The organism is Pantoea sp. Ae19-2, assembly GCF_059801205.1.
The window spans coordinates 60,144-87,004 of the sequence record NZ_JBCHWE010000004.1; the positions used below are offsets into that span (position 1 = coordinate 60,144).

39 protein-coding genes, 1 tRNA gene and 1 pseudogene are annotated in these 26,861 nt (G+C 51.4%); 32 read left to right on the top strand and 9 right to left on the bottom strand.

Translation table 11 applies throughout. From position 1 onward, the window contains the following. Positions 1 to 28: 28 nt before the first annotated feature. The 16 genes from AAIE03_RS23455 to AAIE03_RS23530 all read left to right on the top strand — a co-directional run bounded on the left by AAIE03_RS23455 (position 29) and on the right by AAIE03_RS23530 (position 9,666). Positions 29 to 397, top strand: a complete 369-nt coding sequence (locus AAIE03_RS23455) for a hypothetical protein (RefSeq protein WP_014604958.1) — start codon at positions 29 to 31, stop codon at positions 395 to 397. A gap of 66 nt (positions 398 to 463) precedes the next feature. Then, entirely contained in the window at positions 464 to 682 is a 219-nt protein-coding gene (locus tag AAIE03_RS23460) for a DUF2732 family protein (RefSeq protein ID WP_014604959.1), read from the top strand. Further along, positions 682 to 909: a TraR/DksA C4-type zinc finger protein gene (locus AAIE03_RS23465; protein WP_013027288.1), complete on the top strand. Its 228-nt coding sequence runs from the start codon at positions 682 to 684 to the stop codon at positions 907 to 909. The genes AAIE03_RS23460 and AAIE03_RS23465 overlap by 1 nt, the downstream gene beginning before the upstream one ends. Next, the gene (locus tag AAIE03_RS23470) at positions 906 to 2,969 is read left to right on the top strand and encodes a replication endonuclease (protein ID WP_498563254.1); all 2,064 of its coding nucleotides are present in this window, start codon (positions 906 to 908) and stop codon (positions 2,967 to 2,969) included. The genes AAIE03_RS23465 and AAIE03_RS23470 overlap by 4 nt, the downstream gene beginning before the upstream one ends. 264 nt (positions 2,970 to 3,233) lie before the next feature. Then, entirely contained in the window at positions 3,234 to 3,401 is a 168-nt protein-coding gene (locus AAIE03_RS23475) for a hypothetical protein (RefSeq protein WP_227008678.1), read from the top strand. A 692-nt stretch (positions 3,402 to 4,093) separates the two neighbouring features. Further along, positions 4,094 to 4,297, top strand: a complete 204-nt coding sequence (locus tag AAIE03_RS23480; protein WP_014604961.1) for a tail protein X — start codon at positions 4,094 to 4,096, stop codon at positions 4,295 to 4,297. Positions 4,298 to 4,302: 5 nt separating this feature from the next. Continuing rightward, positions 4,303 to 4,527, top strand: a complete 225-nt coding sequence (locus tag AAIE03_RS23485) for an HP1 family phage holin (RefSeq protein WP_014604962.1) — start codon at positions 4,303 to 4,305, stop codon at positions 4,525 to 4,527. Further along, positions 4,511 to 5,020 carry a lysozyme gene (locus tag AAIE03_RS23490; protein ID WP_014594657.1) on the top strand — a complete coding sequence of 170 codons (510 nt, stop codon included), beginning with the start codon at positions 4,511 to 4,513 and terminating at the stop codon, positions 5,018 to 5,020. The genes AAIE03_RS23485 and AAIE03_RS23490 overlap by 17 nt, the downstream gene beginning before the upstream one ends. Then, positions 5,017 to 5,451, top strand: coding sequence for an Rz-like lysis system protein LysB (gene lysB / locus AAIE03_RS23495; protein ID WP_015699480.1), 435 nt, complete (start codon positions 5,017 to 5,019; stop codon positions 5,449 to 5,451). The genes AAIE03_RS23490 and lysB overlap by 4 nt, the downstream gene beginning before the upstream one ends. After that, complete coding sequence (lysC, locus tag AAIE03_RS23500; protein ID WP_227022901.1) at positions 5,333 to 5,608, top strand: Rz1-like lysis system protein LysC; 276 nt, start codon at positions 5,333 to 5,335, stop codon at positions 5,606 to 5,608. The genes lysB and lysC overlap by 119 nt, the downstream gene beginning before the upstream one ends. Then, positions 5,538 to 6,008, top strand: a complete 471-nt coding sequence (locus tag AAIE03_RS23505; protein WP_015699481.1) for a phage tail protein — start codon at positions 5,538 to 5,540, stop codon at positions 6,006 to 6,008. The genes lysC and AAIE03_RS23505 overlap by 71 nt, the downstream gene beginning before the upstream one ends. A gap of 92 nt (positions 6,009 to 6,100) precedes the next feature. Then, the gene (locus tag AAIE03_RS23510; protein ID WP_013027279.1) at positions 6,101 to 6,685 is read left to right on the top strand and encodes a phage baseplate assembly protein V; all 585 of its coding nucleotides are present in this window, start codon (positions 6,101 to 6,103) and stop codon (positions 6,683 to 6,685) included. After that, positions 6,682 to 7,032, top strand: a complete 351-nt coding sequence (locus AAIE03_RS23515) for a GPW/gp25 family protein (protein ID WP_013027278.1) — start codon at positions 6,682 to 6,684, stop codon at positions 7,030 to 7,032. Before AAIE03_RS23510 ends, AAIE03_RS23515 begins: the two co-directional genes overlap by 4 nt. 3 nt (positions 7,033 to 7,035) lie before the next feature. Further along, positions 7,036 to 7,944 (top strand): baseplate assembly protein, encoded by a 909-nt coding sequence (locus AAIE03_RS23520; protein WP_014594655.1) that lies wholly within the window; start codon positions 7,036 to 7,038, stop codon positions 7,942 to 7,944. Then, the gene (locus AAIE03_RS23525; RefSeq protein ID WP_014594654.1) at positions 7,937 to 8,545 is read left to right on the top strand and encodes a phage tail protein I; all 609 of its coding nucleotides are present in this window, start codon (positions 7,937 to 7,939) and stop codon (positions 8,543 to 8,545) included. Before AAIE03_RS23520 ends, AAIE03_RS23525 begins: the two co-directional genes overlap by 8 nt. Then, on the top strand, positions 8,542 to 9,666 hold the full coding sequence (locus tag AAIE03_RS23530; protein ID WP_273760252.1) for a phage tail protein: 1,125 nt from the start codon (positions 8,542 to 8,544) through the stop codon (positions 9,664 to 9,666). Before AAIE03_RS23525 ends, AAIE03_RS23530 begins: the two co-directional genes overlap by 4 nt. Positions 9,667 to 10,311: 645 nt before the next feature. On the opposite strand, the gene AAIE03_RS23535 is transcribed toward AAIE03_RS23530, so the two are convergent. Both AAIE03_RS23535 and AAIE03_RS23540 read right to left on the bottom strand, forming a co-directional pair. Beyond that, on the bottom strand, positions 10,312 to 10,908 hold the full coding sequence (locus tag AAIE03_RS23535; RefSeq protein WP_014594652.1) for a tail fiber assembly protein: 597 nt from the start codon (positions 10,906 to 10,908) through the stop codon (positions 10,312 to 10,314). Next, the gene (locus AAIE03_RS23540; RefSeq protein WP_234033836.1) at positions 10,908 to 11,396 is read right to left on the bottom strand and encodes a phage tail protein; all 489 of its coding nucleotides are present in this window, start codon (positions 11,394 to 11,396) and stop codon (positions 10,908 to 10,910) included. Before AAIE03_RS23540 ends, AAIE03_RS23535 begins: the two co-directional genes overlap by 1 nt. A gap of 61 nt (positions 11,397 to 11,457) precedes the next feature. Here AAIE03_RS23540 and AAIE03_RS23545 point away from each other — a divergent pair, with 61 nt between their 5' ends. From AAIE03_RS23545 to AAIE03_RS23585, 9 genes are all read left to right on the top strand, one after another. Beyond that, on the top strand, positions 11,458 to 12,036 hold the full coding sequence (locus AAIE03_RS23545) for a recombinase family protein (RefSeq protein ID WP_022623189.1): 579 nt from the start codon (positions 11,458 to 11,460) through the stop codon (positions 12,034 to 12,036). 80 nt (positions 12,037 to 12,116) lie between these two features. Next, positions 12,117 to 13,286, top strand: coding sequence for a phage tail sheath protein (locus AAIE03_RS23550; RefSeq protein WP_014594650.1), 1,170 nt, complete (start codon positions 12,117 to 12,119; stop codon positions 13,284 to 13,286). 12 nt (positions 13,287 to 13,298) lie between these two features. Next, positions 13,299 to 13,811, top strand: coding sequence for a phage major tail tube protein (locus AAIE03_RS23555; protein ID WP_013027271.1), 513 nt, complete (start codon positions 13,299 to 13,301; stop codon positions 13,809 to 13,811). A gap of 54 nt (positions 13,812 to 13,865) precedes the next feature. Next, positions 13,866 to 14,162: a phage tail assembly protein gene (locus AAIE03_RS23560; protein ID WP_013027270.1), complete on the top strand. Its 297-nt coding sequence runs from the start codon at positions 13,866 to 13,868 to the stop codon at positions 14,160 to 14,162. 32 nt (positions 14,163 to 14,194) lie between these two features. Beyond that, a complete protein-coding gene (locus AAIE03_RS23565; RefSeq protein ID WP_013027268.1) occupies positions 14,195 to 14,317 on the top strand; it encodes a GpE family phage tail protein in 123 nt (40 codons plus the stop codon). Beyond that, positions 14,310 to 16,556, top strand: coding sequence for a phage tail tape measure protein (locus AAIE03_RS23570; RefSeq protein WP_200286783.1), 2,247 nt, complete (start codon positions 14,310 to 14,312; stop codon positions 16,554 to 16,556). Before AAIE03_RS23565 ends, AAIE03_RS23570 begins: the two co-directional genes overlap by 8 nt. Positions 16,557 to 16,562: 6 nt before the next feature. Next, on the top strand, positions 16,563 to 17,066 hold the full coding sequence (locus tag AAIE03_RS23575; protein ID WP_210452067.1) for a phage tail protein: 504 nt from the start codon (positions 16,563 to 16,565) through the stop codon (positions 17,064 to 17,066). Position 17,067: 1 nt separating this feature from the next. Then, positions 17,068 to 18,225, top strand: coding sequence for a contractile injection system protein, VgrG/Pvc8 family (locus AAIE03_RS23580; RefSeq protein WP_200286785.1), 1,158 nt, complete (start codon positions 17,068 to 17,070; stop codon positions 18,223 to 18,225). A 73-nt stretch (positions 18,226 to 18,298) separates the two neighbouring features. Beyond that, positions 18,299 to 18,520 (top strand): ogr/Delta-like zinc finger family protein, encoded by a 222-nt coding sequence (locus tag AAIE03_RS23585; RefSeq protein ID WP_014604972.1) that lies wholly within the window; start codon positions 18,299 to 18,301, stop codon positions 18,518 to 18,520. 268 nt (positions 18,521 to 18,788) lie between these two features. Here AAIE03_RS23585 and AAIE03_RS23590 read toward each other — a convergent pair whose 3' ends face one another. The 7 genes and pseudogenes from AAIE03_RS23590 to AAIE03_RS23620 form a co-directional block, all read right to left on the bottom strand. After that, positions 18,789 to 19,154: a hypothetical protein gene (locus tag AAIE03_RS23590; protein WP_022623186.1), complete on the bottom strand. Its 366-nt coding sequence runs from the start codon at positions 19,152 to 19,154 to the stop codon at positions 18,789 to 18,791. 497 nt (positions 19,155 to 19,651) lie between these two features. Continuing rightward, a complete protein-coding gene (locus AAIE03_RS23595) occupies positions 19,652 to 20,266 on the bottom strand; it encodes a hypothetical protein (protein ID WP_246873128.1) in 615 nt (204 codons plus the stop codon). 11 nt (positions 20,267 to 20,277) lie between these two features. Continuing rightward, a pseudogene (locus tag AAIE03_RS23600) lies at positions 20,278 to 21,183 on the bottom strand (phage integrase). A gap of 94 nt (positions 21,184 to 21,277) precedes the next feature. Continuing rightward, positions 21,278 to 21,345 (bottom strand) — tRNA-Met (locus AAIE03_RS23605). Between the two features lie 124 nt (positions 21,346 to 21,469). After that, positions 21,470 to 22,312 (bottom strand): TIR domain-containing protein, encoded by an 843-nt coding sequence (locus AAIE03_RS23610; protein ID WP_498563255.1) that lies wholly within the window; start codon positions 22,310 to 22,312, stop codon positions 21,470 to 21,472. 106 nt (positions 22,313 to 22,418) lie between these two features. After that, entirely contained in the window at positions 22,419 to 23,441 is a 1,023-nt protein-coding gene (locus tag AAIE03_RS23615) for a phage integrase (protein WP_498563256.1), read from the bottom strand. A 9-nt stretch (positions 23,442 to 23,450) separates the two neighbouring features. Further along, positions 23,451 to 24,056 (bottom strand): phage repressor protein CI, encoded by a 606-nt coding sequence (locus AAIE03_RS23620; RefSeq protein WP_498563257.1) that lies wholly within the window; start codon positions 24,054 to 24,056, stop codon positions 23,451 to 23,453. 89 nt (positions 24,057 to 24,145) lie between these two features. Here AAIE03_RS23620 and AAIE03_RS23625 point away from each other — a divergent pair, with 89 nt between their 5' ends. The 7 genes from AAIE03_RS23625 (at position 24,146) to AAIE03_RS23655 (ending at position 26,859) form a co-directional block, all read left to right on the top strand. Next, positions 24,146 to 24,382: a hypothetical protein gene (locus AAIE03_RS23625; protein WP_014604979.1), complete on the top strand. Its 237-nt coding sequence runs from the start codon at positions 24,146 to 24,148 to the stop codon at positions 24,380 to 24,382. Between the two features lie 34 nt (positions 24,383 to 24,416). Further along, the gene (locus AAIE03_RS23630) at positions 24,417 to 24,926 is read left to right on the top strand and encodes a phage regulatory CII family protein (protein ID WP_498563258.1); all 510 of its coding nucleotides are present in this window, start codon (positions 24,417 to 24,419) and stop codon (positions 24,924 to 24,926) included. Between the two features lie 10 nt (positions 24,927 to 24,936). Continuing rightward, the gene (locus AAIE03_RS23635; RefSeq protein ID WP_498563263.1) at positions 24,937 to 25,116 is read left to right on the top strand and encodes a phage filamentation protein Fil family protein; all 180 of its coding nucleotides are present in this window, start codon (positions 24,937 to 24,939) and stop codon (positions 25,114 to 25,116) included. A gap of 1 nt (position 25,117) precedes the next feature. After that, complete coding sequence (locus AAIE03_RS23640) at positions 25,118 to 25,501, top strand: hypothetical protein (RefSeq protein ID WP_498563259.1); 384 nt, start codon at positions 25,118 to 25,120, stop codon at positions 25,499 to 25,501. Positions 25,502 to 25,571: 70 nt separating this feature from the next. Further along, a complete protein-coding gene (locus AAIE03_RS23645; RefSeq protein WP_498563260.1) occupies positions 25,572 to 25,799 on the top strand; it encodes a DUF2732 family protein in 228 nt (75 codons plus the stop codon). Continuing rightward, entirely contained in the window at positions 25,799 to 26,026 is a 228-nt protein-coding gene (locus tag AAIE03_RS23650) for a TraR/DksA family transcriptional regulator (RefSeq protein ID WP_498563261.1), read from the top strand. The genes AAIE03_RS23645 and AAIE03_RS23650 overlap by 1 nt, the downstream gene beginning before the upstream one ends. Next, positions 26,023 to 26,859 carry a DNA adenine methylase gene (locus tag AAIE03_RS23655; protein ID WP_498563262.1) on the top strand — a complete coding sequence of 279 codons (837 nt, stop codon included), beginning with the start codon at positions 26,023 to 26,025 and terminating at the stop codon, positions 26,857 to 26,859. Before AAIE03_RS23650 ends, AAIE03_RS23655 begins: the two co-directional genes overlap by 4 nt. Positions 26,860 to 26,861: the final 2 nt, after the last annotated feature.

A 26,861-nucleotide genomic window follows, 5' to 3' on the forward strand; every position in this document is an offset into this window, starting at 1 on the left:
CCCGCTGCAACTTTTTTCGGAGGAGCCTATGAACCGCACCGTCCAGGTCATCAGTCAGTCATCTGCCGGGCCACGTTTCACCGCAGAGCAAGACTGCCACAGCGAAAAAATGACGTTTGATGCGTTTCGACAGCACTGGCGCTTGCTGCGCGATCACAACCGAAACCCATCGCTTCGCTATTTTAATCGTCAAAATGATGACTTTAAATTTTGCGTATTAACCCTGGCTAACCGCGACTGCCCGGGCATGTTCAGGCTGGAAGACATTGGCAGGCCTTTCCAGTTTTTTGACCAGGCGCGCCGTGAGCACATCATTTTAGCAATGAATAAGCTGGCCCGCTGGGGAAACATGTTGCCGCGTCAGTTCTCAACGGCTGACTGCTTTCTGCCTGAATAAATAAATCACCCCTGACGTGATGACGTAAACCCGTCGGGCATGCCTTTGCCCAAAATCTGGAGAGAAATGATGAATACCGAGACACATCCAATGAACGACGCCATGGCCTTTACCCTCAATAAACTGCTCGATAATGAGCGTAAAGCCTGCGCGCTGGCCGTGGCGAAGCGGCTGAGTGCGATGGCAGCGCACATTACGCGGCAGACGCTAAACGGCATCGAAGCAGCAGAGCTGTTGCGATCTGAAGCTGAGCGTTATGAAAACGAATCAGGTGAGATGCGCTAATGGCAGATGCAATCGATATTGCGCAGCAGCGCAGCGAGGAAATCCTGGCGCAAAATATCGCGCAGGTTACGCAACGTCCTGTGGCGATCGGCGCCTCGTTCTGTGAAGAGTGCGACGCACCGATTCCTGAAGCGCGCCGTCGTGCGCTGCAGGGCGTGACCCGCTGCCTCTCCTGTCAGGAGTTGAGCGAGCTGAGAGCACGTCTTCACTACGGGAATACGCGATGATGTCGTTCGCTTACCCGTGGAACGCCCCGCGGCTGGCGATAGCCAGCCCGTATCTGACCCATGACCAGCAGCAGCACCGTCATCGACAGATTGCGGCGTGGTTGCACGGACAGAAAATTCTTCATGCCCAGCCCAGCATTGTCCAGATGGACGTGAAGCGTCGTCTTGCCAGTCTGGAACAGCAGCAGGGAACAGCCCGGGCCAATGCCTACTTAGCAAAAACCTTTGTTGAGCGCACATTGCCACGTGTTGACGCTGTTAACCGACGTTATCAACTGCATGATATGCGCACGGGCGTTGTCGCACAGCTGACCCGCAGCATGTCCTGCCCGCAGGGCGCAGCCAGAGCCGCCGGCACGCTGTGGGAACTGATGAAACGCTTTAACCGCCTTCCAGATATGTCCCGTGCCGACACTGATGTGCTGGCAGGGGATATCGCGCATTTCATTCACGCCGAGCTGGTGCAACTGCACACTCACGCCCAAACCGATACGGACTACCGTTATACCCACAGACTGTATATGACCGCGGCGGTGATCACCCGTGAGCTGGGTCAGACGCCGCCTTTATGGGAAACCGTCAGCGCCCGCGTATTCTGCCCTGAAGCGGTGACCTCGGCCATTCTGCGTATGCAGGCGGAAAAATGGTGGAAAGGTCAGCTGCGTCGTATCAGTGCCTTCTGGCGTGAACATCTGCATATCGCCCTGGCGAACGTCAATAAAACGCATTCCCCTTATGCCAGCCTTATGGCCGTAGCGGAATGGCGTGAGCAACGCCGACGTACCCGTGATTTCCTCCAGGGAATGGATCTGGAGGATGAAGAGGGCAACCGCATCAGCCTGATTGAAAAATACGACGGCAGCGTAGCCAATCCGGCTATTCGTCGTGCTGAACTGATGACGCGTATTCGTGGCTTCGAAACCATCTGTCAGGATATGGGCTTTCGGGCCTGCTTCTACACGTTAACCGCGCCGTCACGCTATCACGCGACCTTGCAGAGTGGTCACCGTAACGCTAAATGGACGGGGGCCAGCCCGGCTGAAACACAGCACTATCTCTGCTCACTCTGGCAAAAAGTGCGGGCCAAACTGCATCGTGAAAAGATCAGCATTTTTGGTTTACGGGTTGCGGAGCCGCATCATGATGGCACGCCCCACTGGCATCTGCTGATGTTTATGCGCCCTGAAGACGTTAACCGCGTAGACGAGATCCTGCGCCATTACGCCTGCCAGCAGGACAGTGAGGAACTGAACAGCGCAAAGGCACGTAAAGCCCGTTTTCACGTCGAAGCGATCGATCCGGCGAAAGGCAGCGCGACCGGCTATGTTGCCAAATATGTTTCTAAAAACATTGACGGCTATGCGCTAGAGGGCGAGCGGGATAACGAGAGCGGTAAACCGCTAAGAGAGACGGCGATGGCGGTGTCGGCATGGGCAGCACGCTGGCACATCCGCCAGTTTCAGTTTATTGGAGGTGCGCCCGTAACAGTTTATCGCGAACTTCGCCGTATGGCGGACACCGAAACCGCGCATGGCCTGAGCGTGGAATTCGCCGCGGTGCACGATGCGGCCGATGCCGGTCAATGGGCCGACTACATCAATGCCCAGGGCGGCCCGTTCGTTAAACGCGACGCGCTTGCGGTGCGCACCTGGTACCAGCCCGCGGAAAACTGTAATGCATTTGGTGAGGAAATCCAGTCAATTAAAGGCGTTTACGCCACTGCCGTTGGTGCTGATACGCCAGTCCTGACGCGGTTAAAGCTATGGAAGCTGGTGCCCAAACGTGCTGAAGATGCGGGCGACGAAAAAAGCCAGTCCGCTTCGTTGTCTTGGAGTTCTGTTAATAACTGTACGGACCCCGTAAGCCGTTTTTATGCCAGAAGTGAGGTCTCTGACGATCTGCGCACAGATCCGTGGCGCAGAGGTCACGAAGGCGAAAGGGCTTCCAGGTTTATCTGCCGGGCTTCGCCTTTACGCATTCCTGGCCCTGTTTCAGGCTACGACAGAGGCGATGCTTCTCCTGCAGCCCAGCCAACGGTGAGGATTTCTTTTTCGCCCTGACGTGACGAAAAGACGGAGTGAAAACCTGCTGTTTTGGATGGGTAAATGAAGAAAATCTATTGATTTTTCTTACGCTTCTGGCGTAAGTGTGCCTTCACCTGTCTGGCAGGCAGTACAACAAAAGTTGATGCCTATCAACATGATATAATTTTTTACGAACTATCTTAAAACGCTTCCACAGTTAACGAATGCTATGATACTGTATGTATGTACAGTATTTATTTGGGGGAGGGAATTGTGGGAAATGAATTACATGAGCGAGTCATGCTTGAACGCGTCGAACTTATCGCCAGGCTTACCAGTGAAGGAGCCTGCCGGGAGCGTGACAGGGAAATCGCGTTAAATTTGATCGCTGAAATCGCTGCGAACTACACCCTTTCCGATAACCACTTTTCTGTTGTCTTTGCGGCGACGCCTTTAAAAAAATCATGATGGCGACGCATTCACTGTGACATCAGGACGGTTGTCCGTTGCCTGAGCCATCTTAACGGATGAGAGGGTTCAGGCGCGGGCAACAGCAAAACCGCGCCAGTGCGTTTTATCGCTGACATTGCGTCATGACCGACCGAAAACGCCGGGCATCTGCTGCCTGCAGGCGTTTGCAGCAACCCCTGTTCGCCAGGCGTAGTCTTCCCCCACCTTTACTGAATAACGTTATCCCGGCCGCTTTCCTGTCAGCGTTCGCGGCAATCTTTTGGTTACTGCCCCTTTCCTGTTGCTGGCTTACGACCTCTCCCGGTCGTCGCTGTGAAAGCAAATACGCTCACGTCATCCCAGCGCTTTCGCGACCCTTCCATCGGCGCCCGCATTCAGGGTGTAAGCCTCTGCCCGCCCAGCCTTGAGCGGACGGCCTTGCGTTGAGCAAGCGCCTGCTGAGGCACACACTACTTCTGACAAGCGGCAGGCACAGCAATCTCTGGATCGCTCTGCGCGAAGGCCAATGCACATCGCGTATCCGGGTTATCCGGATTCGGCTTCAGGGCGGTTTGGTGGCCCGACGGTGCAATTCTCTGAACCGATTTCTGTTGGCCAACGGGGCCTTTATTGCCTGTCACCACGACAGCGGATGTTCTCAACTTATCGCCTACTCGACCATGGCTTTTACGCTCATAAGGGGCCAATCAATGCTGATTTACGCACAACAGGAAGAAACCGTTGATGAGATCTGCTGGCGTTACTACGGACGCACGCAGCAGGCGGTTGAACAGGTTTATGCCGCCAATCCTGGCCTGGCAGAACAAGGCCCAACATTACCGCACGGATGCAGAGTGGTGTTACCGGAGCTGCCTCAGGCGGCCACGGGTGAAACCCTCAATCTGTGGGATTAGCGCCAATGGAAAAAATCAGTTCTCTGATTAATTACCTCATCGGGATCGTCCTGATGTGGTTTGGACGTCACACACCGCAGGATATCGCCTTTATGGTTGGCTCTGGCGTCGCCGTTTTGACCATGTGCACCAACGTTGCGACGTTTTTTATCAACTGGCACTACCGTCGCAAAACTTACGAGCTACAGCAGCGCAACTTACAGGGGCTTAACTTTGAGCCAGACCGCTAAACGTTGCGCCGTGGCGGCCGTACTGGCCCTGGCCGCGTTGCTACCGCAAATCAACATGCTGAAAACCTCTGAAGCCGGCCTGAAGCTGATTGCCGATGCAGAAGGTTGCCGCACCTCGCCCTATCAGTGCAGCGCCGGCGTCTGGACCAACGGCATTGGTCACACGCAAGGTGTTACCCCGACCAGTGTGGTGAACGAGCGTCAGGCCGCGGTAAACCTGGTTTACGACGTGATGCGCGTTGAACGCGGGATCGACCAGTGCATGCCACGTGAAATGCCGTACCAGGTTTATGACGCGGTGGTGTCATTCGGTTTTAACGTTGGCGTGCACGCCGCCTGTCAATCAACCCTGGCGGGATTGATCAACAGCGGCCGCTGGCACGATGCCTGCCTGCAGCTTAAGCGCTGGGTATATGTCAAAGGCACCTACAACCCGGGCCTGGATAACCGTCGCCAGCGCGAAATGGCGTGGTGTTTAAAAGGAGCGGCATGATGCGACTGGTTGCACTGGCGATCGCCATTTTGCTTATTGCCCTGGGCTTAACCGGCTGGCGCCTTAGCGTGATGACTCATCAACGGGATGAGGCACAGCGCAGGGTGAGTACGCTGACGGCTGACGTCAGCAGCCGGGACAAGGCGCTGGCCCAACTCGATGCGGATATCCAGGCTAGCCGAAAACGCGAGGCGGCGCTGCGGTTGCTTCAGAACCAGGCCAGCGCGCAGGCGCTCCATCGTGAAACCATTATCAGAAGAGAAACCGATGCCAATCCCGCTTTACGTGCCTGGAGCGCTGCTGCTTTGCCTGCTGACGTTATCCGGCTGCACAGCCGTCCGGCCTTCAGCAATGCCCGAGATTATCTGGACTGGTTGTCCACGCGTGACAAGTTGCCCCATTCCGGAAAACAACCTGCAGACGCAGGGTGATTTGGCGGCGGATAACCGCCAGTTAGAGGCTGCGCTCGCATCGTGCGGGTTGCAGATTGAGATGATTAAAGCGTGCCAGGAGCAGCATGATGTTGAAAGCGAACCAACTACGCCAGGTGCTGATAAACAGCGTTCCGCTGCTTCAGCAAAATCCTGACAACCTGACGATAGCGATTCAGTCCGGAAACCTGGTTTCCACGCTGGCCAGCTCGCTGTCGTTTGAATACCACTTCCAGCTGGCCGTCACGATTACTGACTTCGCAGAGGATATCGATCTGATCATGGTTCCCCTGCTGACATGGCTTCGGGAAAACCAGCCCGACATCATGGTTTCGGATGAGAAACGTCGCACCGGCTTTACCTTCACCCTTGAGGCAACCGGAGATGGGCGCAGTAAGGTGAATATCACTCTGCAACTGACCGAACGCGTCTGGGTTGAGCAGCAGAACGGCGCATTACACATCACGCATCTGCCAGAACCGGCTATGCCGGAAAATGTTGAGCGCCCCTGGCAGTTGTACATCAAAGGCAAGCTGGTCAGCGAATGGAAAACATAGCGATAACCCTTATCCGCTGACGCGCTGTTTAGCCATCCCTGGGTAAACGGCATTCGATTGCCGCTTTTCTCCTGCAACGAGAAACTAATGCCATGAACGAGCAAATATTAGAAATCAAGCGCTTGCTGCGCAACATGGTCCGCATTGGCACCGTTGCCGCCATCAATCTGGAGGCGGGAACCTGCCGGGTAAAAACCGGCGATAACACCACTGACTGGCTGCACTGGCTAAGTGCCCGGGCGGGAAGAACCCGTTCATGGAATGCGCCGTCGCCAGGCGAGCAGGTGCTGATCATAAGCCTGGGCGGTGAGCTGAACAGCGGCTTCGTGTTACCCGGCGTGTTCTCTGACGCCAGCCCGGCGCCCTCGGCCTCTGCCGATGCGCTGCACTACTCTTTTCCCGATGGTGCGGTCATTGAATACGAGCCTGCAACCGGCGCGCTGAAAGCCGAAGGGATTCAGACGGCGACGATCAAGGCGGCTGTCAAAATCCTGCTGGATACGCCAGAAGTGGAGTGCACCACGTTACTGAAAACCGCCACGCTGGAAGTGACCCAGGGCGGCACCATGAAGGGCGATGTGTCGCACAGCGGCGGCAGCTTCGCCTCCAACGGCAAAGTGCTGCATACGCACCAGCATCCGGGCGACAGCGGTGGCACCACAGGAGCACCATTATGACAACAGCACGCTACACCGGCATGAGCCGCGAAACAGGCGTAACCCTCGTTGAGCTGGAGCATATCCGCCAGTCCGTCCGTGACATTCTGACGACGCCGCTGGGATCGCGGGTGATGCGCCGTAACTACGGTTCACTGTTGTCGGCGCTAATCGACCAGCCGCAGAACGACAGGTTGCGCCTGCAAATCATGTCAGCCTGTTATATGGCGATCCTGCAGTGGGAGCCGCGCATCAGCCTGACTGCCATTAATTTTGAATCTGCGTTTGACGGCGGGATGGTGGTGGAAATCACCGGCAACCGTGCGGACACCGCGCAGGATTTTTCGTTAACCGTCCCTGTGAGTTGAATCATGCCTACTATCGACCTGAGCCAGCTGCCTGCGCCAAACGTGGTGGAAACGCTGGACTATGAAACGCTGCTTGCCGAACGCAAAGCCACTTTGATTTCGCTCTATCCTGCAGACGAGCAGGCATCGGTTGCCCGGGTTCTGGCGCTGGAGTCCGACCCGCTGGTGAAACTCCTGCAGGAGAACGCCTACCGGGAAGTCATTCTGCGTCAGCGCATCAACGAGGCGGCCAAGGCGGTGATGGTGGCCTGGGCCAGCGGCAGCGATCTGGATCAACTGGGCGCCAACAACGGCGTGACGCGGCTGGTGCTGACGCCGGCGGATACCAGCGCTACGCCGCCCGTTGAGGCGGTAATGGAGCGGGATGAAGACTTCCGTGCCCGCATTGCCGCCGCGTTTGAAGGGCTGAGTGTTGCGGGGCCGTCCGGTGCTTACGAATTTCATGCTCGCAGCGCCGATGGCCGCGTAGCCGATGCTTCGGCTATCAGTCCCTCTCCCGCCAGCGTCACGATTACCGTGCTGTCCCGCGAAGGCAACGGTGCGGCGGGCAGCGACCTGCTGGCGATCGTGAATGCCGCGCTAAATGACGAAGATGTCCGTCCGGTTGCTGACCGGGTTACCGTCCAGTCGGCTCAGATTGTGGATTACCGCGTTGACGCCACGCTGTATTTGTATCCCGGTCCCGAGGCGGAGCCCATCCGTGCCGCATCCGAGGCGAAGCTCAAGGCATTTGTCAACACCCAGGCTCGTTTAGGCCGCGATATTCGCAAGTCTGCGCTGTATGCCGCGCTACATGTAGAAGGTGTACAGCGCGTCGAACTGGCCCAGCCGGTGGCCGATGTGGTGCTGGATAAAACCCAGGCGGCGTTCTGCACCGGCTACCAGATCACGGTAGGAGGTTCCGATGAGTAAACGCCTGCTGCCAACGGGTTCATCAGCCCTGGAAGTTGCCGCGGCTGAAGCCTGCGCAGCGCTGGAATCCATTCCTGTTCCTTTGCGCCAGTTATGGAATTCGCAGACCTGTCCGGTGGAGCTACTGCCTTACCTGGCCTGGGCCTGGTCGGTGGATCGTTGGGATTCGGGCTGGAGCGAAAGCACGAAACGCAGCGTGGTTGCTGCATCGGAATATATCCATAAACACAAAGGGACGATTGGCTCTCTGCGCCGTGTGGTGGAGCCACTGGGCTACCTGATTCGCATTAAGGAATGGTGGCAAACCAATGAAGCGCCCGGCACCTTTCGCCTTGATGTCGGCGTACTGGAAACCGGTATTACCGAAGCGATGTACAACGAGCTGGAGCGGCTGATTGCCGATGCCAAGCCGGTGAGTCGCCACCTGACTGGGTTATCCATCAACCTGGACAGCACCGGCACCGTTCCTGTTGCGGCCGCCAGTTACAGTGGCGATGAGCTTACTGTTTACCCCTATACACCTGAAGTTATCACCGCAGGCGGTTCCGGTTACACCGGCGCAGCGGTCCATCTTATTGACCTGACGGAAGTGAGAGCATGACAACGAAATATTTTGCCCTACTGACCAATCAGGGCGCGGCAAAGCTGGCCAATGCCGCGGCCCTGGGAACCCAACTGCAGATTACCCAGATGGCGGTGGGTGACGGCGGCGGTGTTTTGCCTACGCCCGATCCTGCGCAGACCAAACTGGTGGGCGAAAAGCGCCGTGCCGCGCTGAATTCGCTGAAGGTGGATGCCGCGAACAGCAGCCAGATTATCGCTGAACAGATTATCCCTGAAGGCGAAGGCGGCTTCTGGATCCGTGAGATTGGCCTGTATGACGCCGACGGCGTGCTGATTGCCGTCGCGAACTGCGCGGAAACCTACAAGCCGCAACTGCAGGAGGGCAGCGGTCGTACTCAGACCGTGCGCATGATCCTGATCGTGAACAGCACCAGTGCCGTCACGTTGAAAATTGACCCTTCAGTTGTGCTCGCCACGCGCCAGTATGTGGATGACAAAGTCATCGAGGTGAAAGCCTACACCGACGATGTGATGAAGAAGCACGTTGATGCGGCCAATCCCCATAGTCAGTATCTGCAAACGGCTAAAGCGCTGGCAGAAATTAAAGACGCGGGGCTGGTGGCGGAGGTTCTTAAAAACCTCGGTTTGGGAGAAGGCTCCGCTTTGCCGGTTGGGGTGCCTGTTCCGTGGCCGTCTGAAATACCACCATCAGGCTGGTTGACCTGTAATGGTGACGCTTTTAGTGCAACTGATTTCCCGCTCCTGGCAAAAGCTTATCCATCGCTTAGATTACCGGATTTGCGTGGGGAGTTTATTCGTGGTTGGGATGCTGGGCGTGGTGTCGATATCAGCAGAGGAATTTTAACATCGCAGCAGTCAACGACCCTAAGAACCGCGATGCTTGATTACTATAACCAAGACGCAACGGGGGCGAATGGTGTAGTCGGTTTAGGATTCAAAAATGAAGATTCATTATTTGATATGCAGCAATATGATTTCAAAATGCCAGATGGAACTAATCCAAATAATTATGAAGGCGCGATCTCAGATAATGGTATGAATGCAACCATTATTACCAGCATAAAATCTGGAATATCGAAAGGTATAAGTTTCAGACCACGTAACTTAGCATTCAATTATATAGTGAGGGCTAAGTAATGACTTATTCAGCCCTGCTTCAGCATTCTTGGTGAGACAGCACAGGCTGTATGAGTAACTGATGAAAATATTAAACCTTAATGTAAAATATCTGGGGGCATTGAAAAGATGTTTTAAAATCATCAATGGCACTATCTCGAACTGAAAGATTGTACTTTTGTTTTGTGACATTAACGATAATGGTAAAGCGAAATTATTAGCTTGGATGGCATATGCGAATTCAGTAGCCGTCGAAGTACCGACGGCTACTAGCATATACCATCTTTTGATGCTTAGATTGATATCGAAAAAATTGCTGGGGTAAATAAATTTAATGCCTCTGGTGTTTATTTAGGACTGATTTTAATCGCCCCACCCTATGAAATAACAAGGTCAATCTTTTTACAGGGAAAGCCCTAGCCAGTTTATATTTTGAAAAAGATATATTATTTATTGATATAAGGTAGCCAGGTTTTCGAGTCGGGACCCCCTTGGAAAATATAAATTTATAATGGAGAGAGATTCTTGTATATGTGGAGTCTAAATAATTTAAAAAGAGAATCGATCGCTATATTTACCTCTCCAGATAATGAAGGGACGATTCTAAATGAAGTGATTTAACAGATAGCGACCTTCGCTATCTGTCATTCCAAAGAAAAACTGAAATTATTCCGGTTTTTGCGGCCATAACACTTCAGGTGCTGTCGATACATCGACGGCTCTAACTGAAGCTTTATACATCATCCATGCTGAAAGTCTTTCCTTGTCACTATCGCTTATATCCCCAAGTAAAAGTTCAATCTTCCAGTCCGATATTATTTTATCAATGCCATTCAAAATCTCTTCTCGATATTTCTCTGCACTTATTTTATCGGCCTCACGTTTAAGCAATATATCCTCAACCCACTTCTCACCATCCCATTTACAGAAGTCTGAAGCTGGAACTATTGAAGTGGTATTGGTCGGATAATCACCCAATTTAGTTATAATAAATGGCTTTGCTGTTTCAATGTCATAAACAGTTTCACCACGATGATCGTTGATATACTCCCACGCAGAAAGGTCTTTAGTTCTACAAACCACCATGCCCTCTTTTTTCTCTAAAGGAGCATCGATACACGAATTAGCAGGAAGGCCTACTCCTTTAGCAAGAATTTCAGTGATGGTTGAAAGGTATTCACGTGAAACACCATCATAATTACAAACGCTAATTTCCCCAGCGTTAATAGCGACGAAATCTTTATCTAACTGAGCTTTTAACATTACGCAGCCCTCAAAATATAATTGAATGCAATATTGCGTGGTCTGGTTTCATTGCCACCAGTTTTCTCCATGAAAATGTACGTCCAGGCCCGTAAACCACTTACATTATTTGCCTCAGCGTTTTCGTTATTTTCATCCGTGTATGCGATTATCCGGTCCGTAGGTGTACCATATTCGTTTACAAATCTGTGGTTATGGGACTTAAACATATCTTCTTGGGATGAAAGCAAGTTGCGCGAGCTATCCACACCTCGACCATCATCCCAGCCACGAATAAATTCGCCGCGTAAGTCCGGCAATTTCAACCCTGGATAAAGTACAGCCAGTTTAGGGTAGGTTGTACTGGAGAATGAAGCACCATTAGCTTTGACAAAAACCATTCCAGCCATTGATGCAAACAGCTCATTGGGCATTTTTGAATGCGGCCATGCAAAAGGAGAACCGATGAGTGGAGCACCTTCTCCCAAACCGAGGTTTTGATGAAACAAACCCCTGGCCCGCCTCACCTGCACAATGGCAAACTCCTCACCTTTTACCGGAGGAAAAACGATGCTGATTGGCTATGTCAGGGTGTCAACAAATGACCAAAACACCGATTTGCAACGGAATGCGCTGCAGAGCGCAAATTGTGAACAGATTTTTGAGGATAAAATCAGCGGCAAGACCAGCGAGCGGCCTGGTTTAAAGCGGGCGCTGCGGACGTTAAAAGAGGGCGATACTTTGGTGGTATGGAAGCTCGATCGACTAGGCCGCAGCATGCGTCACCTGGTCATGCTCACCGAAGAGCTGCGCGAACGCGGGGTAAACTTTCGTAGCCTCACGGACAGCATCGATACCAGCACACCGATGGGCCGTTTTTTCTTTCATGTGATGGGCGCACTGGCGGAGATGGAGCGCGAATTGATTGTCGAGCGAACGCGTGCCGGCCTGACCGCTGCGCGTGAGAAAGGACGCATTGGTGGCCGCCGGCGCATTATGACACCGGAAGTCGTTGCCAGAGCGGAACGCATGATGGCGAATGGCGCCACGCTTCATCAGGTTGCACTCGTATTAGATGTTTCAACCAAAACCATTTATCGTTATATTCCAGCGCCAAAACAGCACCATTTACGCGGTTCTTCTTACTGAACGATCAGCAAACCGCAATCGAATGCATCCTTTTCACTGACCTGACACTCTGAGCACACCCACAACACGGAGTGCTACAGATGTCTGATTTTCATCACGGTGTCCGCGTCGTCGAAGTCAATGACGGTACACGCACCATTTCAACAGTTTCAACCGCCATTGTTGGCATGATCTGCACCGCAGAAGATGCTGATGCAACGGCATTTCCTCTTAACACACCTGTTCTGCTGACCAACGTGCAGGCAGCTATCGGTAAAGCCGGCACCAAAGGCACCTTAGCGGCCGCGCTGCAGGCGATTGCTGACCAGGCGAAGCCGGTAACCGTCGTGGTTCGCGTAGCAGAAGGCGCGAGCCAGGCTGAAACCACCTCTAACCTGATTGGCTCGACGGATGCGAACGGTAAATACACCGGCATGAAGGCGCTGCTCAGCGCGCAAACGCAGCTGGGTGTTAAGCCCCGCATTCTTGGCGTGCCGGGTCTGGATTCGCTGGAAGTGGCGACAGCGCTGGCCAGTATTGCCCAGCAGCTGCGTGGCTTTGCCTACGTCTCTGCCTGGAACAGCAAAACCATCTCTGACGCCATGAAGTACCGCGAAAACTTCAGCCAGCGCGAGCTGATGGTGATCTGGCCAGATTTTATTGCCTGGAACACGGCAACCAATAAATCTGAAATGGCTTATGCCACCGCACGTGCGCTGGGCCTGCGCGCCAAAATTGACAACGACACCGGCTGGCATAAAACCCTGTCTAACGTGGGCGTCAATGGCGTGACGGGTATCTCTGCAGATGTTTTCTGGGATCTGCAACAGACCGGCACCGATGCCGATCTGCTGAACGAAAAGTGTGTTACCACGCTGATTCGCAAGGACGGTTTCCGTTTCTGGGGCAACCGCACCTGCAGCGATGATCCACTTTTTGCCTTTGAAAACTACACCCGTTCAGCGCAGGTGCTGGCCGATACCATGGCGGAAGCGCACATGTGGGCCAACGACAAACCGCTGACGCCAGTACTGGTACGCGAAATCATCGCCGGTATCAATGCCAAGTTCCGTGAGCTGGTCAGCGCCGGTTATCTGCTGGGCGCCAACTGCTGGTACGACGAAAGCGCCAACGATAAAGAGAGCCTGAAGGCGGGCAAACTGTTTATCGATTACGACTACACGCCGGTGCCGCCGCTGGAAGATCTGACCCTGCGTCAGCGCATCACCGATACCTATCTGGCGAACTTCGCCGCATCCGTAAACAGCTAAGGAGCCGGATAAATGGCACTGCCACGTAAACTCAAGGGGTTGAACCTCTTCAACGATTCAAACAGCTATCAGGGCATTGTAACGGCCGTCACGCTGCCGAAGCTGTCACGCAAGCTGGATACCTACCGCGCCGGCGGTATGAACGGTGCGGCATTCATTGATAACGGCCTGGACGATGCGGCACTCGATATGGAGTGGACGCTGGGCGGGATGGATGAGCTGGTATTAAGCCAGTGGGGCGCGATGGCGAACGTACCGTTGCGTTTCACCGGTTCTTATCAGCGTGATGACACCGGCGAAGAAATCGCCGTGGAAATCGAAGTGCGCGGTAAGCACCAGTCCTTTGACTTCGGTGAAGCCAAACAGGGCGAAAACACCGAAACCAAAATCACCAGTAAAAACACCTATTTCAAACTGACCTGGAATGGCAAAGAGCTGATCGAAATCGACACCGTCAACATGGTGGAGAAGGTCAACGGCGTCGATCGTCTGGAACAGCGCCGTAAAAACCTCGGCCTGGTGTAATAACAACGGCCGGCGCGTCCTGCGCTGGCCCCTCTTGATTGGGATGGAGAAAAAATGGAACAGCTTGATAAGCCAGAACTGAAAGAAAACCTGGTGGTGCTGGAAAGCCCGATTTCACGTGGCGATGTGGTGATCGCTCAGGTTGAGCTGGTGAAACCGACCGCCGGCGCGCTGCGCGGTGTGCGGCTGGCTGATCTGGCCTCGTCCGATGTGGATGCCCTGTTGATGGTGCTGCCCCGCATTACTATGCCTTCGCTGACCAAAGCAGAGTGCAACGCACTGGACCCAGTTGACCTGATTGCCCTGGGCGGCAAGGTGATTGGTTTTTTGTCAGCGAAATCGGCCGCGTAAGCTGGCCCCGCGATCTGACGGTCAATGACCTGATGGCCGATATTGCCAGCGTTTTTCACTGGCCACCCTCAGAAATGTATCCCATGTCGCTGGAAGAGTTACTCGACTGGCGGCATAGAGTGATGATCCGCAGTGGAGTAACCTCAGATGAGTAACACGCTCAAGCTGCAAGTGCTGCTGGAAGCGGTTGATCGGGCTACGCGCCCGTTCAATGCCGTACGTAAAGAAACCGAAAAGCTGTCTGCGGATATCCAGGAAACGCAGGATCGCCTGGACGAGCTCAATGCCAAATCCGCGCAGATTGAAGGGTTCCGTGAAACCCGCAAAGAACTGACGCTGACCCAACAAAATCTTAAAAATACCCGGGCAGAAGCAGCGGCACTTGCCATTCAACTTAAAAACACTCAAAACCCTACCGCGGAACAAACCCAGGCGCTGGATAAGCTGCGTCAGTCGGCTAACGCGCTGCAGCAAAAAAACCTTCAACTGCGTCAGTCAGTACAGGATCAGCGCCAGTCCCTGAACGAGGCGGGAATTTCCACGCGCCGGTTGAGCAGCGAGCGCCAGAAGCTGAATCAACAAACAGAGCGCACGACATCCACCCTCAATGCGCAGGGTGAGTCCATGAATCTGCTAAATCAGCGCCAGGACAAGCTCAACCGCACCCGTGAACGTTACCGTGCGGGCATGGCGCTGGCAGATAACGTACAAAGCGCCAGTTCGAAAGCCAAAGACTTTGTCGAGAAGGGCCGAAAAGTCATTGATTACCTTTCACCTGCAAATGAGGTTGTGCAAGCCCGCGCGGCGATTACGCAATCGGGTGGCTCACCGGGTGAGGCAAAAGCTGCAGCACCGGCAGTAGCTAACCTTGCAAACGCGACGCAACGTAGCATGCAAGAAAGCGCGTCTTTGGTGCTCAATATTAAAAACGCGTTCGGCATTGCAGATGACCAGGTTGGTCAGTTAGGCGACGTGCTCTCATCGACCTTTGCCAATAAAACAACCGATTTTGCCGCACTTAAGACGGCGATGGTCGCCGTAGGGCCAGCCGCGAAGGACGCCGGTGTAAGCGTTGGCCAGACCGCGGCCATGATGGGCGTGCTGGCGGAAAACGGTATAACGGGCAGCCAGGCAGGCGCCGGCGTCAGTGCGATGTTAACGCACGTTCAGGCGCCTGATGCCAGCGCAGACAGCGCGCTTAAAGCGTTGAATGTGCAAACCGCTGACGACCAGGGCAACAGTCAGCCCATTTTCGCGGTGCTCAGCCAGGTGCAGGCGGCGTTTGAGAAAAACAAGCTCGACGCTGCCCAGCAGGCCACTTATCTGCAGGCAATATTTGGTGAACAGGGTGCCGCACCTGCCGCAGCATTGATGAAGGGCGCGGCCAGTGGCCGGCTGGATCAGCTCTCTCAGGCGCCCGCTGCCCAGCCGCCTGCAGCAGATGCCTCTGTGGATACTAACCTGCAAGCTATCAGTCAGGACGGCTTATCCGTTCAGTCCGTTCTGACCGGCGTCATGAATATCAATCCTCAACTTTCTGACAGCCTGCTGACGCTGGCGGCCGGTGGGCTGACCTTGGTGGATTCCCTGGCCAGCGTCGGGAACATTGCCTGGCCGGTCATTAGCGGGCTGAGCACCATCATGGCGGGCGTAGAGCTGCTGGGCGGTGCATTTGCCATCATCGGCGGCGCCATTACGGCCACGCTGGGAGCGATCACGCTGCCGGTGGTGGTGCTTGGTGCCGCTATCGCGGCGGGGGCCATGCTGGTTTATCAGTACTGGGAACCGATTAGCGCCTTTATCAGCGGCATCGCTCAGGGCTTCAGTGCGGCGATGGGGCCGATAAGCGACGCGTTCGCGCCGCTGAAGCCGGTATTTGAGTGGTTCAGCAATAAAGTGTCCGAGCTGGGGGCCTGGTTCTCAAAGCTGCTGGAACCCGTGAAGTTTTCTCAGCAGGAACTGGCCTCGGCAGGTGAGATGGGACAGCGCTTCGGCAATATGCTGGCGACGGCACTCAAATTACCCGGTGAAGCCCTGAATCAGCTGCGAGGCGGCATTGACTGGGTGCTGGGCAAGCTTGGCATCATCGATGAGAAATCTGACAAGGTGAAAGACAAGCTGCCTCCGCCCAAAATGCGTGAGCAGGATGAAGAGGATGAGGATAACGCGGATGCCCGTCCGGCTGCATCGCGTGCCAGCCTGAACAGCACGCTCAATCAGCCTTTGCCCTCGGTTAACAATTCAAACGTGGATAACCGTCAGCACACGGTCACCAACAATATCTATGCGACAGGTGAGCCTCAGGCGATTGGACAGGCCGTTGCGCAGTATTCCACTGCATCGCCGTGGTCCACGTCTGACCATAGCTATAACTCCATGTTTAGTCTGGATTAATTAACCATGATGATGATATTAGGCATGATGCCGTTTGTACGGCAAACCCTTCCCTTCGACAATTTACAGCATGACATTACCTATCGCTGGGCGAAAAACAGCCGCGTGGGGCGTCGTGAGTCGACCCAGTTTTTGGGCGGCGGCGACGATAAAATCAAGCTGTCTGGCGAACTCCGGCCTGAAATCACCGGCGGCAATGTCACACTGCTGGCGCTGAAGACTATGGCCGATGAAGGGCTGGCGTGGCCGCTGATTGGCGGCAATGGCATTATTTACGGCATGTTTGTTGTGACGGATTTCTCGGCCACGCATACGGAGTTCTACAGCGACGGCAGCGCGCGCAAGATAGGCTTTACCCTCAACCTGATACGGGTAGACGATTCACTAACCAGTATGTTCGGGGACTTAAAAAGGCAGGCGGAAGAACTGCAAAACCGGGCCAGCGACGCAGCGCAACGGGTCGGCTCTGTCATCAACAGCGCCACTTCTGCGCTGAATGGAGGGCGCTGAGATGAGCGATATCGTCCCGATTCCGGTGCCCCTGCGCGTTGCGCCTACGCCGGACTTTACTATCAAAATTGAGACGAAGGATAAAACGGAAGATATTCGCCCACGGCTGATTTCTCTGAAGTTGACGGACAACCGCGGCCTGGAGGTCGATCAGCTGGACCTGGTGCTCGACGACAGTGACGGCCAGTTGGTCATGCCGCCCTTTGGCGCAAAAGTGGTCTTAGAGATAGGCTGGAAGGGGCAGCCGCTTGCAGATAAGGGCTCCTACATCATTGATCAGGTCACCTACCAAGGCGCGCCGGACACGATAACGGTTGTCGCCCGAAGCGCCGATTTTAGCGGCTCGCTCGATGTTAAAATCACTGATTCATATCCAGACATGACGGTTGGCGAGGTTGTGGACAAAATCGCGAAACGTAACGGACTTACCTCCGACGTGCGGCCGGAGATAGCCAAAAAAAAGATTAAGCATATCGATCAGACGCAGGAAACGGACGGCACGTTCATTACCCGGCTGGCTATGCTGGTTGGCGCGGTGGCGGCAATAAAAGATAAGACGCTACTGTTCTTTCCCCCCGGGCAGGGCGTGACCGTGAGCGGAAAGCCGATACCACTCCTGAATCTGAACCGACAGGATGGCGATAAGTATGAGTACAAATTGTTTAAGCGCGACGATTACAGTGGCGTTGAAGCAAAATGGTACGATCAGAAAAAGGCGCAGCAGAAAGGGATAACCGTCAACACGATACCGCCAGCAACACCGGCGGTGAACCCTGTTCATCCGGCGGCCAAAAATATCCCCACAATCGGGCAACAAGACCCGGGAAAAACCTATGTTTTTGGCAGCAATAAGAAGCTGTATGTACTGAATACGCACTTCAGTAGCCAGGAGGAAGCAGAGGAGGCGGCTAAAGCGAAGTGGCAGGAACTGCAACGTAACCGGGCTACGTTGAAGATCCTACTGGCACTGGGCGCTGCAAAGCTGATTCCTGAAACGCCGGTCAAAGCCCAGGGCTTTAAATCGGTCATCGATAATCAAAAATGGCTGATTACCAATATCGTGCATACCATCGATAAAAGTGGATTTACCACCTTGTTGAACCTGGAGCTGATGGTTGAAAACGTGGATTACGTCTTAGTGGAAAAACAGAATGGTTAGATTAAGTCTAATTTAAGTTGCTTTTTGTTTAGTCTTTGGCTAATGTTGTTGTATGCCAGAGAGGAGAACCACCATGATGCATTGCCCAAAATGTCAGACCGCCGCCCATACGAAAAGCAGTCGCTACGTTTCGAAAGAGACGAAAGAACGTTATCACCAGTGCCAGAACATTAACTGCAGTTGTACCTTTAAAACCCTGGAGAGCGTGTCCGGGATTATCGTCGAACCGGCGCAGATCAATACGGTGCCGATGATGGCAAAAGGCAGCAATAATCCGTCACCGCAGCTGCTGTAAGCCCAACCCGCGAAAGCGGGTTTTTTTATGGCTGCGGCCTGGATGGGATCGCTGGGAGATGAGGCTGAAGGCCAGCGCGCCGTTGACGTTTAAGGGGGCGACAGCGCCCTCTGGGAGTTCTGTTAATAACTGTACGGCGGGTAGGGCGCGGGCCCTTGGGGGACAATGGCAATAACTGTACGGGAACCTGCAGAGACAAACGGTTTCCGTCGCGGCAACGATTACCTGGCATTCATAAAACACAAAGTATCAGTGAGTTAGCAGGGAATTACCAGGTCAGTTTTTGTGTGTCAGCTTTAACGTTCTTGTTGTACATCATCTGGATCGTTGAGTAGTTACACATATCGATACTGCCTTTACAGTAATCTTTGATGACGCGATCCATGACTTTCCTGTCGGTAGCCTCAGTGAGTTTTTTAAATGCTTTGAGGTTTTGCTGCTCCATCATACGTAAAGTGGTGGGCTGGCACATGTCCAACTGACCTTCACAGTAAGCGGCTTTAACCTTACCCTGAATGTACTGGATAACTTCCTGTTTTTGCGCCTCTGAACCATCAAAGTCCATGGGATGGACGAAACTTGCATTCGCAGCGAAAGATGAGAAAAGTACAGCAGCCCCAATAAGTATTTTCATTTTGAATTCCATTACAAAAAAGAAGGGGTAAGAATAATCTTAACGGGCCTTTTTGTGAACTAGAAATGGCTCAGTAGCGCCAAAAAACATAAAAATTATGAACGTTTTAGTATGAGGAGGGCGCTCTGAAAGCTCCGTGCACAGGGGGGATTTATCACCCAAAAGTGATAGTTAATCCATGGAAAAAAGTGAAGCCGGTTTGAAATGACTCTTTGATCCTTACTATTTTAACCTGATGATTGTTAATTTTTTTCTGAGGTTAAAAGAGACAGGAAACGCTGGAAAGTATTGCGTCCTACTCTACTTGCATTCTAAAAACTAACAGTATCAGAGGAAGCCATCTCTTTACGCGCGTATTGTCACTCATCGGTTTTTTCATAAAGCCTGCCTTCATCATCTATCACCTTGGCATTCCGCTTCTGCGCTATCTGAAGCGATTTGATTATCATCGTTTTCAGCCCAAAACTTTGCTCTTGTTATATGAAATTCAGCGCCCATCAATTTATTTCCTGTTTACGTATCTTAGGAGAATTGCGATAGTTGCCAGATAATAAGTCAACCCAATCTTTATTGGTAAGTATTCGATAAAACGGTTTTAATCTACCTCTGACAAAATTAACTATTTCCAACTCACTCATTTTAGATGCTTTAGAGGGATAATCCGGTCCCCAATCGTCAAATAATTCTTCGTATAAATGGTAGTATCGCCAAGTGATTTTACTTGATAAAAGAGAATCTGGGCCCAGCGGGTACGCAGGGATCTGGTGCAATCTGAGTTCGATTTCTTTGGCAGATTCTATATGTAATAAGAACCAAGTTTTAATCCGTAACCACACAACAGAACTTTCACTAAGATTGGGCATGAAAATACCCTCTTGGCGCATGTAAGCTGAAAGGTAATGTTTTACCTCATAAGGATCAGGTTTTTTGTCTAAATTAAGAGAGGCGAGAATCAAAATGGTTTCTGAATCATTTCCTGCTATGATTTCCCTCTCAGCCCATTCAGTAATCTCTTTGTCGTAGTCATCAACACGATAAGCTTCAAATGCTTCACCATATGTCATTAGGCAAAGAATTTCGTACAAGTTGTATTGATATTTTTTGTTGTCCATTAACATCTTCTTTAGTCCATTATACTCAAGGGATTAAGCCTCAAGGCCTCAGACAAATGATCCGGTGCAAAGTGCGCATACCGCATCGTAACCTTAATATCCGTGTGTCCCAATATTCGCTTAAGCACAAGGATATTGCCACCATTCATCATGAAGTGAGAAGCAAATGTTTGACGTAAAATATGCGTCAGCTGCCCAGCAGGTGTCTCGATGCCGGCGCGTTGCATTGCCTTTCTAAAGGCTGAATAGCATGGTTTAAAGAGCAAATGCGCTTTCCTGCTGGATGGCAGTTGGGCTTGTAATTTTTCAGTTATCGGCACCGCGCGGTTTTTCTTGCCTTTAGTTTTTACATAAATGATTTGGCCGGTGCGAATTTGGTTCCCCTTTAAGTTTTCGGCCTCACTCCATCGAGCGCCTGTTGCTAAGCAGATTTTCACGATGGTAGTGAGATCCTTAGAGCGGCTGTTCTCACATTCGGCGAGGAGGGTTTTAATTTCCTCAATAGTGAGATACGCCATCTCCGACTCACTAATTTTAAACTCTCGCACGTTCTCAAGCGGATTAGGCGATGTCCATTCACCCAACCGACGCAACTCATTAAACATCGCTCTGAAATATGCCAGTTCTAAATTAACAGTGCGCGGCGTTACCATCTTTACTCGGCTGGAACGGGTGATTTTGCCGCTTAACCGCTGCTCACGATAAGAAGCAAAAATTTTCGCGTTAAACTTAGTTGCAAGTTGGTTTCCCATTACCTCGCAGGCAAAAGCCATTATGGTTTGCTGCTTATCTGCCTTCTCTCCCAGCCAGGACTTGTCCTAAGCCTGCTATTTTGCGAACTTTTCAAAGGACTATGCTTAGCCCTTCATCGCAAACTGGCGGCGAATCATTTTGCCTTCTCGGCCGTTTGAGAAGATCTATATCTGGTATTTTACGACCAATGACGAATTCTGAAAACAAAAAAGCCACCCTTGCGAGGTGGCTTAACTGCATGATTTTCATCACTAAATCTGGTGGCCCCTGCTGGGTTTGAACCAGCGACCAAGCGATTATGAGTCACAATTTTAAACAAGTAAAATCAGCAACTTACTGATTCTTATGTTTTCTTTAGGCCGAATAGTGATGAAAAGTGGCGCATAGCATTGCGCTCTGCTGCCACTTTGCTGCCAAAAATTAAAAAAGTCTACAAAGAATTGTTCAAAACTAACTTATTACATTTTTTAAATCGATGGAATAACCTTCTCTTGTTAACTCCCTTGCAAGGCTGATTTTCCAACCGCCAGCCTTATCCAATTCGGTGTAAACTAATCCACTTAAATCTCCTGGAATTTCTATGTCGGATTTAACTAACGCTGACACTTTATTGCGGCCAAGTTTGCCAATTAAATAGCCGTGTTCAAACACGACATTTTGCCTTGCTCTAGGCCTCGAATCCCCACTGCCCTCTAATCCGCCATAGTCACAAGGTGTATAAAGCACTATTCCATAGCCAACATTAGTGTGCTCTTCTATTTTTTCAATGATAGTTTTACCGTTATTATTTTGTTCGTGTAAAATTATTGCTTTCAGGCCCAGTTGTTCAATGAATCTAGCAACTTCGGTTTTTGAAAGATCATCCCGGCCATGAACTATAAATATGTTATTGTTGGTTTCTTTATTCTTGTTTATAGATTCTTTTATTTTTCGTGTCTCAACCTTGGTAATTTCTTCACCAGCTTTACTAAGAGTTTCTTTAGTTATATCAGTTGTGTGGTTGTCAGTTAAAATATCTGTTCTGCTAAGGAAAATGAAAACGTTTTTGGGTACTCTAGATTGCGCTATAGATTGTATTTCAGTTGTTGGTCTGTCAGCCTGTTTAATCTTTATCATTCTTACTAGTGAGGCATCGATGTGACGTCCATCAATAAATATTTCCTCTTTCTTGAGATAAGGATATACAATATATTTTTTTACATCATTGAAGTCTTCATTGTCCAAATCATAGAAAGTTAAATAACTTCCTTTTTTATCTTTTTCTTCAGTTTCAATAATCGTGTTGTAATACATTGATAACCTCATTTAGAAAATTCAAGAATGATTGTAACAAAAAGTTGCTATAACATTATTTTACCGACCATTTTTTTTCAAGGGGAAAAGCATAATAAAAATGGTATTAATAAATATTGCCTTTATTCAGAGGGTTAAGAAGAGAAGCTTCTACTAAATGATCTGGGGAAAAGTGAGCATATCGCATAGTTACCTTGATATCCGTATGCCCCAAGATGCGTTGAAGCACAAGAATATTACCCCCATTCATCATAAAATGAGAGGCGAAGGTGTGGCGCAAAACATGCGTCAACTGCCCTGCAGGTGTCTCAATGCCAGCACGTTGCATAGCTTTTCTAAAAGCTGAATAGCATGGTTTAAATAGCACCTGTGCTTTCCTGCTGGATGGCAGATCGGCCTCTAATTTTTCAGTTATTGGCACCGCTCGGTTTTTCTTGCCTTTAGTTTTTACGTAGATGATCTGACCGGCGCGGATTTGGTTTCCCTTTAAACCTTCCGCCTCACTCCATCTTGCGCCAGTTGCTAGGCAGATTTTCACAATGGTTATCAGATCTTTTGAGCGGCTGTTCTCACATTCGGCGAGGAGGGTTCTGATTTCCTCTAAAGTGAGATATGACATCTCAGACTCACTGATTTTAAACTCGCGTACGTTCTCAAGTGGATTAGGTGCAGCCCATTCATCTAACCGACGCAACTCGTTAAACATTGCTCTGAAATACGCCAGCTCTAAATTTACTGTGCGAGGCGTAACTGTCTTTACTCGGTTGGAGCGAGTAATTTTGCCGCTTAATCGCTGCTCACGATAGGATGCAAAAATTTTCGCGTTAAACTCGGTTGCGAGTGGATTACCCATCGCCTCGCATGCGAACGCCATAGTGGTTCGTCGCTTCTCGCCGTCCGCCAACGTGATGCCGTGCGTGTTGAACCACAATTCAACCAGATCAATTACTCGCCGCTTATCTGCTTTTTCTCCCAGCCAAGGCTTAACTTGAGCCTGTTCTTTTACGAACTTCTCGTATGATTGTGCTTCGCCCTTCGTTGCAAACTGGCGGCGAATCCTTTTGCCGTCTCGGCCATTTGGGAAAACTTGTACCTGCCACTTCCCATTGGGTAATTTGTTAATCGCCATGCTGTGCCTTTAAAGGTACTCAGTGCGGGCAACGACTTTGCCTAAAACCTTGATTTCCTCTGCTTTGCATTCGAACGAGGCTTTTCCATTTTCAACGCGAATACGGCCGCCGGGAAAACGATACAACTCTTTAACGCTAATGAGCTTATCAATCTCGATGAGCCACAGCCCGTCGGTGATCTCTGCGGCGGTCATATCAACCAAGTAATTATGCTTCTCAAAATTTACTAATAAAGGGGCTTTAACATCACTTGGTAAGAGCTGAGCATCATATTCAACCCAATCAGATGATGAAAAAATCCCATTTGTGATTTTTTTTAGTTCGATTTTTGTAGATGTATTATCTTGGACTGTGATGTTTGGATTGCCCGTCCCATAAGTTAGCCATTCCAAAGAGGCTCCCGTTTCCATTGAGCAAATTAGCACCCAATCAGCAGGAAAGTTCCCACGCATTATACGGTTAGCCATAGTGCTCTGAGATACGTTGAGGTGACGGCATAACGCTTGTCTTGATGAAAGCCCATACGCTTTAACTATGCGTTCAACGGGTTCTTTCCCCCCCTCAGGCAGAACTGGTGATTTACGACTCGTAAAATCTTTCGTTGACCTTTCCAATTTGAGATCCTAATATTCACTCGTCGTAACGAGGTGTGTTTAATAGAGATAAATAGAGTTGGCTAGAACTCAACAGAGGATAGTGCATCATGACCCGTAAACTTTCAATGCGCCCTTCAATCAATCTCGTGATTTCAGAACCGTACATTACTGTCGAAGAGTTCTGCCGTCGCACTGGTTACAAGGAAGGCACCGTTCGCCAGATGTACCGCGAGAACCGTTTGCCCATCAGGAAGAAGGAGGGCTTAAACGGGCTTATCGAAATCAACATGGTTGCTCTCACTATCGAAGCTGCTTCTGGCTGCGAAATCACAATGCAGGGTTGATGTATCCATATTGGGATATAGAAAGGGATTAATCATGTTTGATTTTCGTGTGTCCACACATAACCACTTTGACGAGGCCTGCCGTCGGTTCGCCCTGTCTCACAATATGAAAGAGCTGGCTTTTTCCGCAGGCATGAACGCGCAGACCCTGCGCAATAAGCTGAACCCTGAGCAGCCGCACGAATTGACGGTTAAGGAAATGCTCTCACTTACTGACCTGACCGAAGATTCAATTTTAATGGATGGTGCGCTGGCGCAGCTACATTGTTTGCCTTGCGTACCGATGAATGAGCACGCAGAAGAAAAGCTATCAGCCTATGTGTTGAAGGCAACGGCAGAAGTGGGGCAACTTGCAGCCGGTGCATTGAATCATGATGCGTTGAGCACTTCCTGTCGCCGCAGCCTTTTGCAGAGCGTCAATACCGGCATTCGCTGTCTGACGCTTGCGGCAATCGCTGTGCAGGCACGCATCCATTCCAATCCCACTATGGCGTCTACCATAGACGCTATCAGCGGCCTCGGCGCATCCATTGGCCTGAGCTGAGGGACTGATGATGATTTCACTGGCATCACGCCTTAAGCGTCAAAGCCCGTCTATGGCCTACGGTAATGGCTGGATCATGGGTGAGAACGGCAAGCCCTGGCATCCGTGCAACAGCCAAAAGCAACTGCTGCAGGGGCTGACCAACAAGCGCAGACCCACCGGTTTCATGGCGCGTTTATTCAGGGGGTAACATGCAGCGAGTAACAGGCAACACAACCGAACAGCAAGGCCCGGCATCTTTTGCCAAAACTCTTTCAACGGGCAATCGTGCTGATGCTGTTAATAAAATGTCGTTTGATGAGTTTCGGAAAAGCTGGCGGCAGCAGCGTGACAATAATGCTAACCCGTCGCTGCGTTATTTCAACCGTCAGAATGACGAGTTTAAATTTTGCGTGTTAACCCTTGCTAATCGCGAAAATCCTAAAACATTTTTACAGGAGGAAATTGGAAAGCCGTTTGAATACTTCGACGAGTACCGCCGCGAGTTAATCATCATGGCGATGAATAAAATGGCGCGCTGGGGAAAGATTCTGCCCCGACAGTTTTCTACCGCAGACTGTTTTTTATCTGAGTAAATAAGACTCAAAAAATTAATGGCGTAAACCCGCCGGGCATTCTTTTGCCCTGAATCTGGAGATTTGAAACATGAGAAATACCGAAACCCGTAATTTTGAAGCCGACGCAGACACGCTTAATGCACTGCTGAACAAGGCCAAAACAGAACAGCGCAGCGATGATGCGCTGGCCGTGTCAATCCGCATTGCGGCGCTAGTCATCCATGCCCGTAAGCAAGAAATGACCGCGCCGGAAATCATTGAACTGCTGGATAAAGAGGCAGAACGTTTTGAGCATCAGGCGCGGGAGCTGCACTAATGGCCGATTCAATGGATTTAGTCCAGGCGCGCGTTGAGGAAGAGCTGCAGCGCAATCTCGCTAACGCACGCCGCCAGCCCGCCGGGGCTGGTGAGTTCTTTTGCCTAGCCTGCGATCAGGCGATACCGGCTGCCCGTCGCCGCGCCGTGCAGGGCGTTACTCACTGCGTAACCTGTCAGGAAATCATCGAGCTGAAAAGTGCCCACTACAAAGGCGGTGCTGTATGAGTACGATCCTCAAGTGGGCGGGCAACAAAACCCGCCTCATGCCTGAGCTGCTTAATCATCTGCCGCTGGGGCAGCGCCTCGTTGAGCCGTTCGCCGGTTCCTGCGCGGTGATGATGGCTACGGATTACCCGGCTTATTTAGTGGCTGATGTTAATCCCGACCTGATTAATCTTTACCGCCAGATTAAAGAGCATACGCGCCCGTTTATCGTGGTGGCGATGAGCCTGTTTACCCAAAACAAAGCGGCAGAGGATTATTACCGCATCCGCGAAGCGTTTAATCATGACCCGGCTCTACCTCTGCTTGAGCGTGCCGCGCACTTCCTTTACCTGAACCGCCACGGCTATCGTGGCCTTTGCCGTTACAACCGTAAGAGTGAATTTAATATCCCTTACGGAAACTATTCTGAACCTTATTTCCCCCTGGAAGAAATAGAAACGTTCGCAGCCAAAGCCCACCGTGCAACTTTTGTCTGTGCTGATTTCCGCGAGACGCTGAGCATGATACAGACCGGCGACGTCGTTTATTGCGATCCGCCCTATGACGGCACGTTTAGCGACTACCACGCAGGCGGATTTGATAAAGCCGCGCAGCAGGACTTAGCCAGCATGTTAACCAGCGTGTCAGAACGCTGCCCGGTCATCGCTTCAAACAGCGATACCGACTATACGCGCACGCTTTTTAATGCCTACGAGATGACCAGCGTCAGGGCTGCCCGTTCGGTTGGTGTGGCTGCAGGTGACGGCAAAAGCGCGGCGGAAATCATTGCTGTTCGTCGTCCTGCCCCTGTCTCGGTTGGGGTTGATATGGCTGCAAAAGAGGCAGCCACATGATT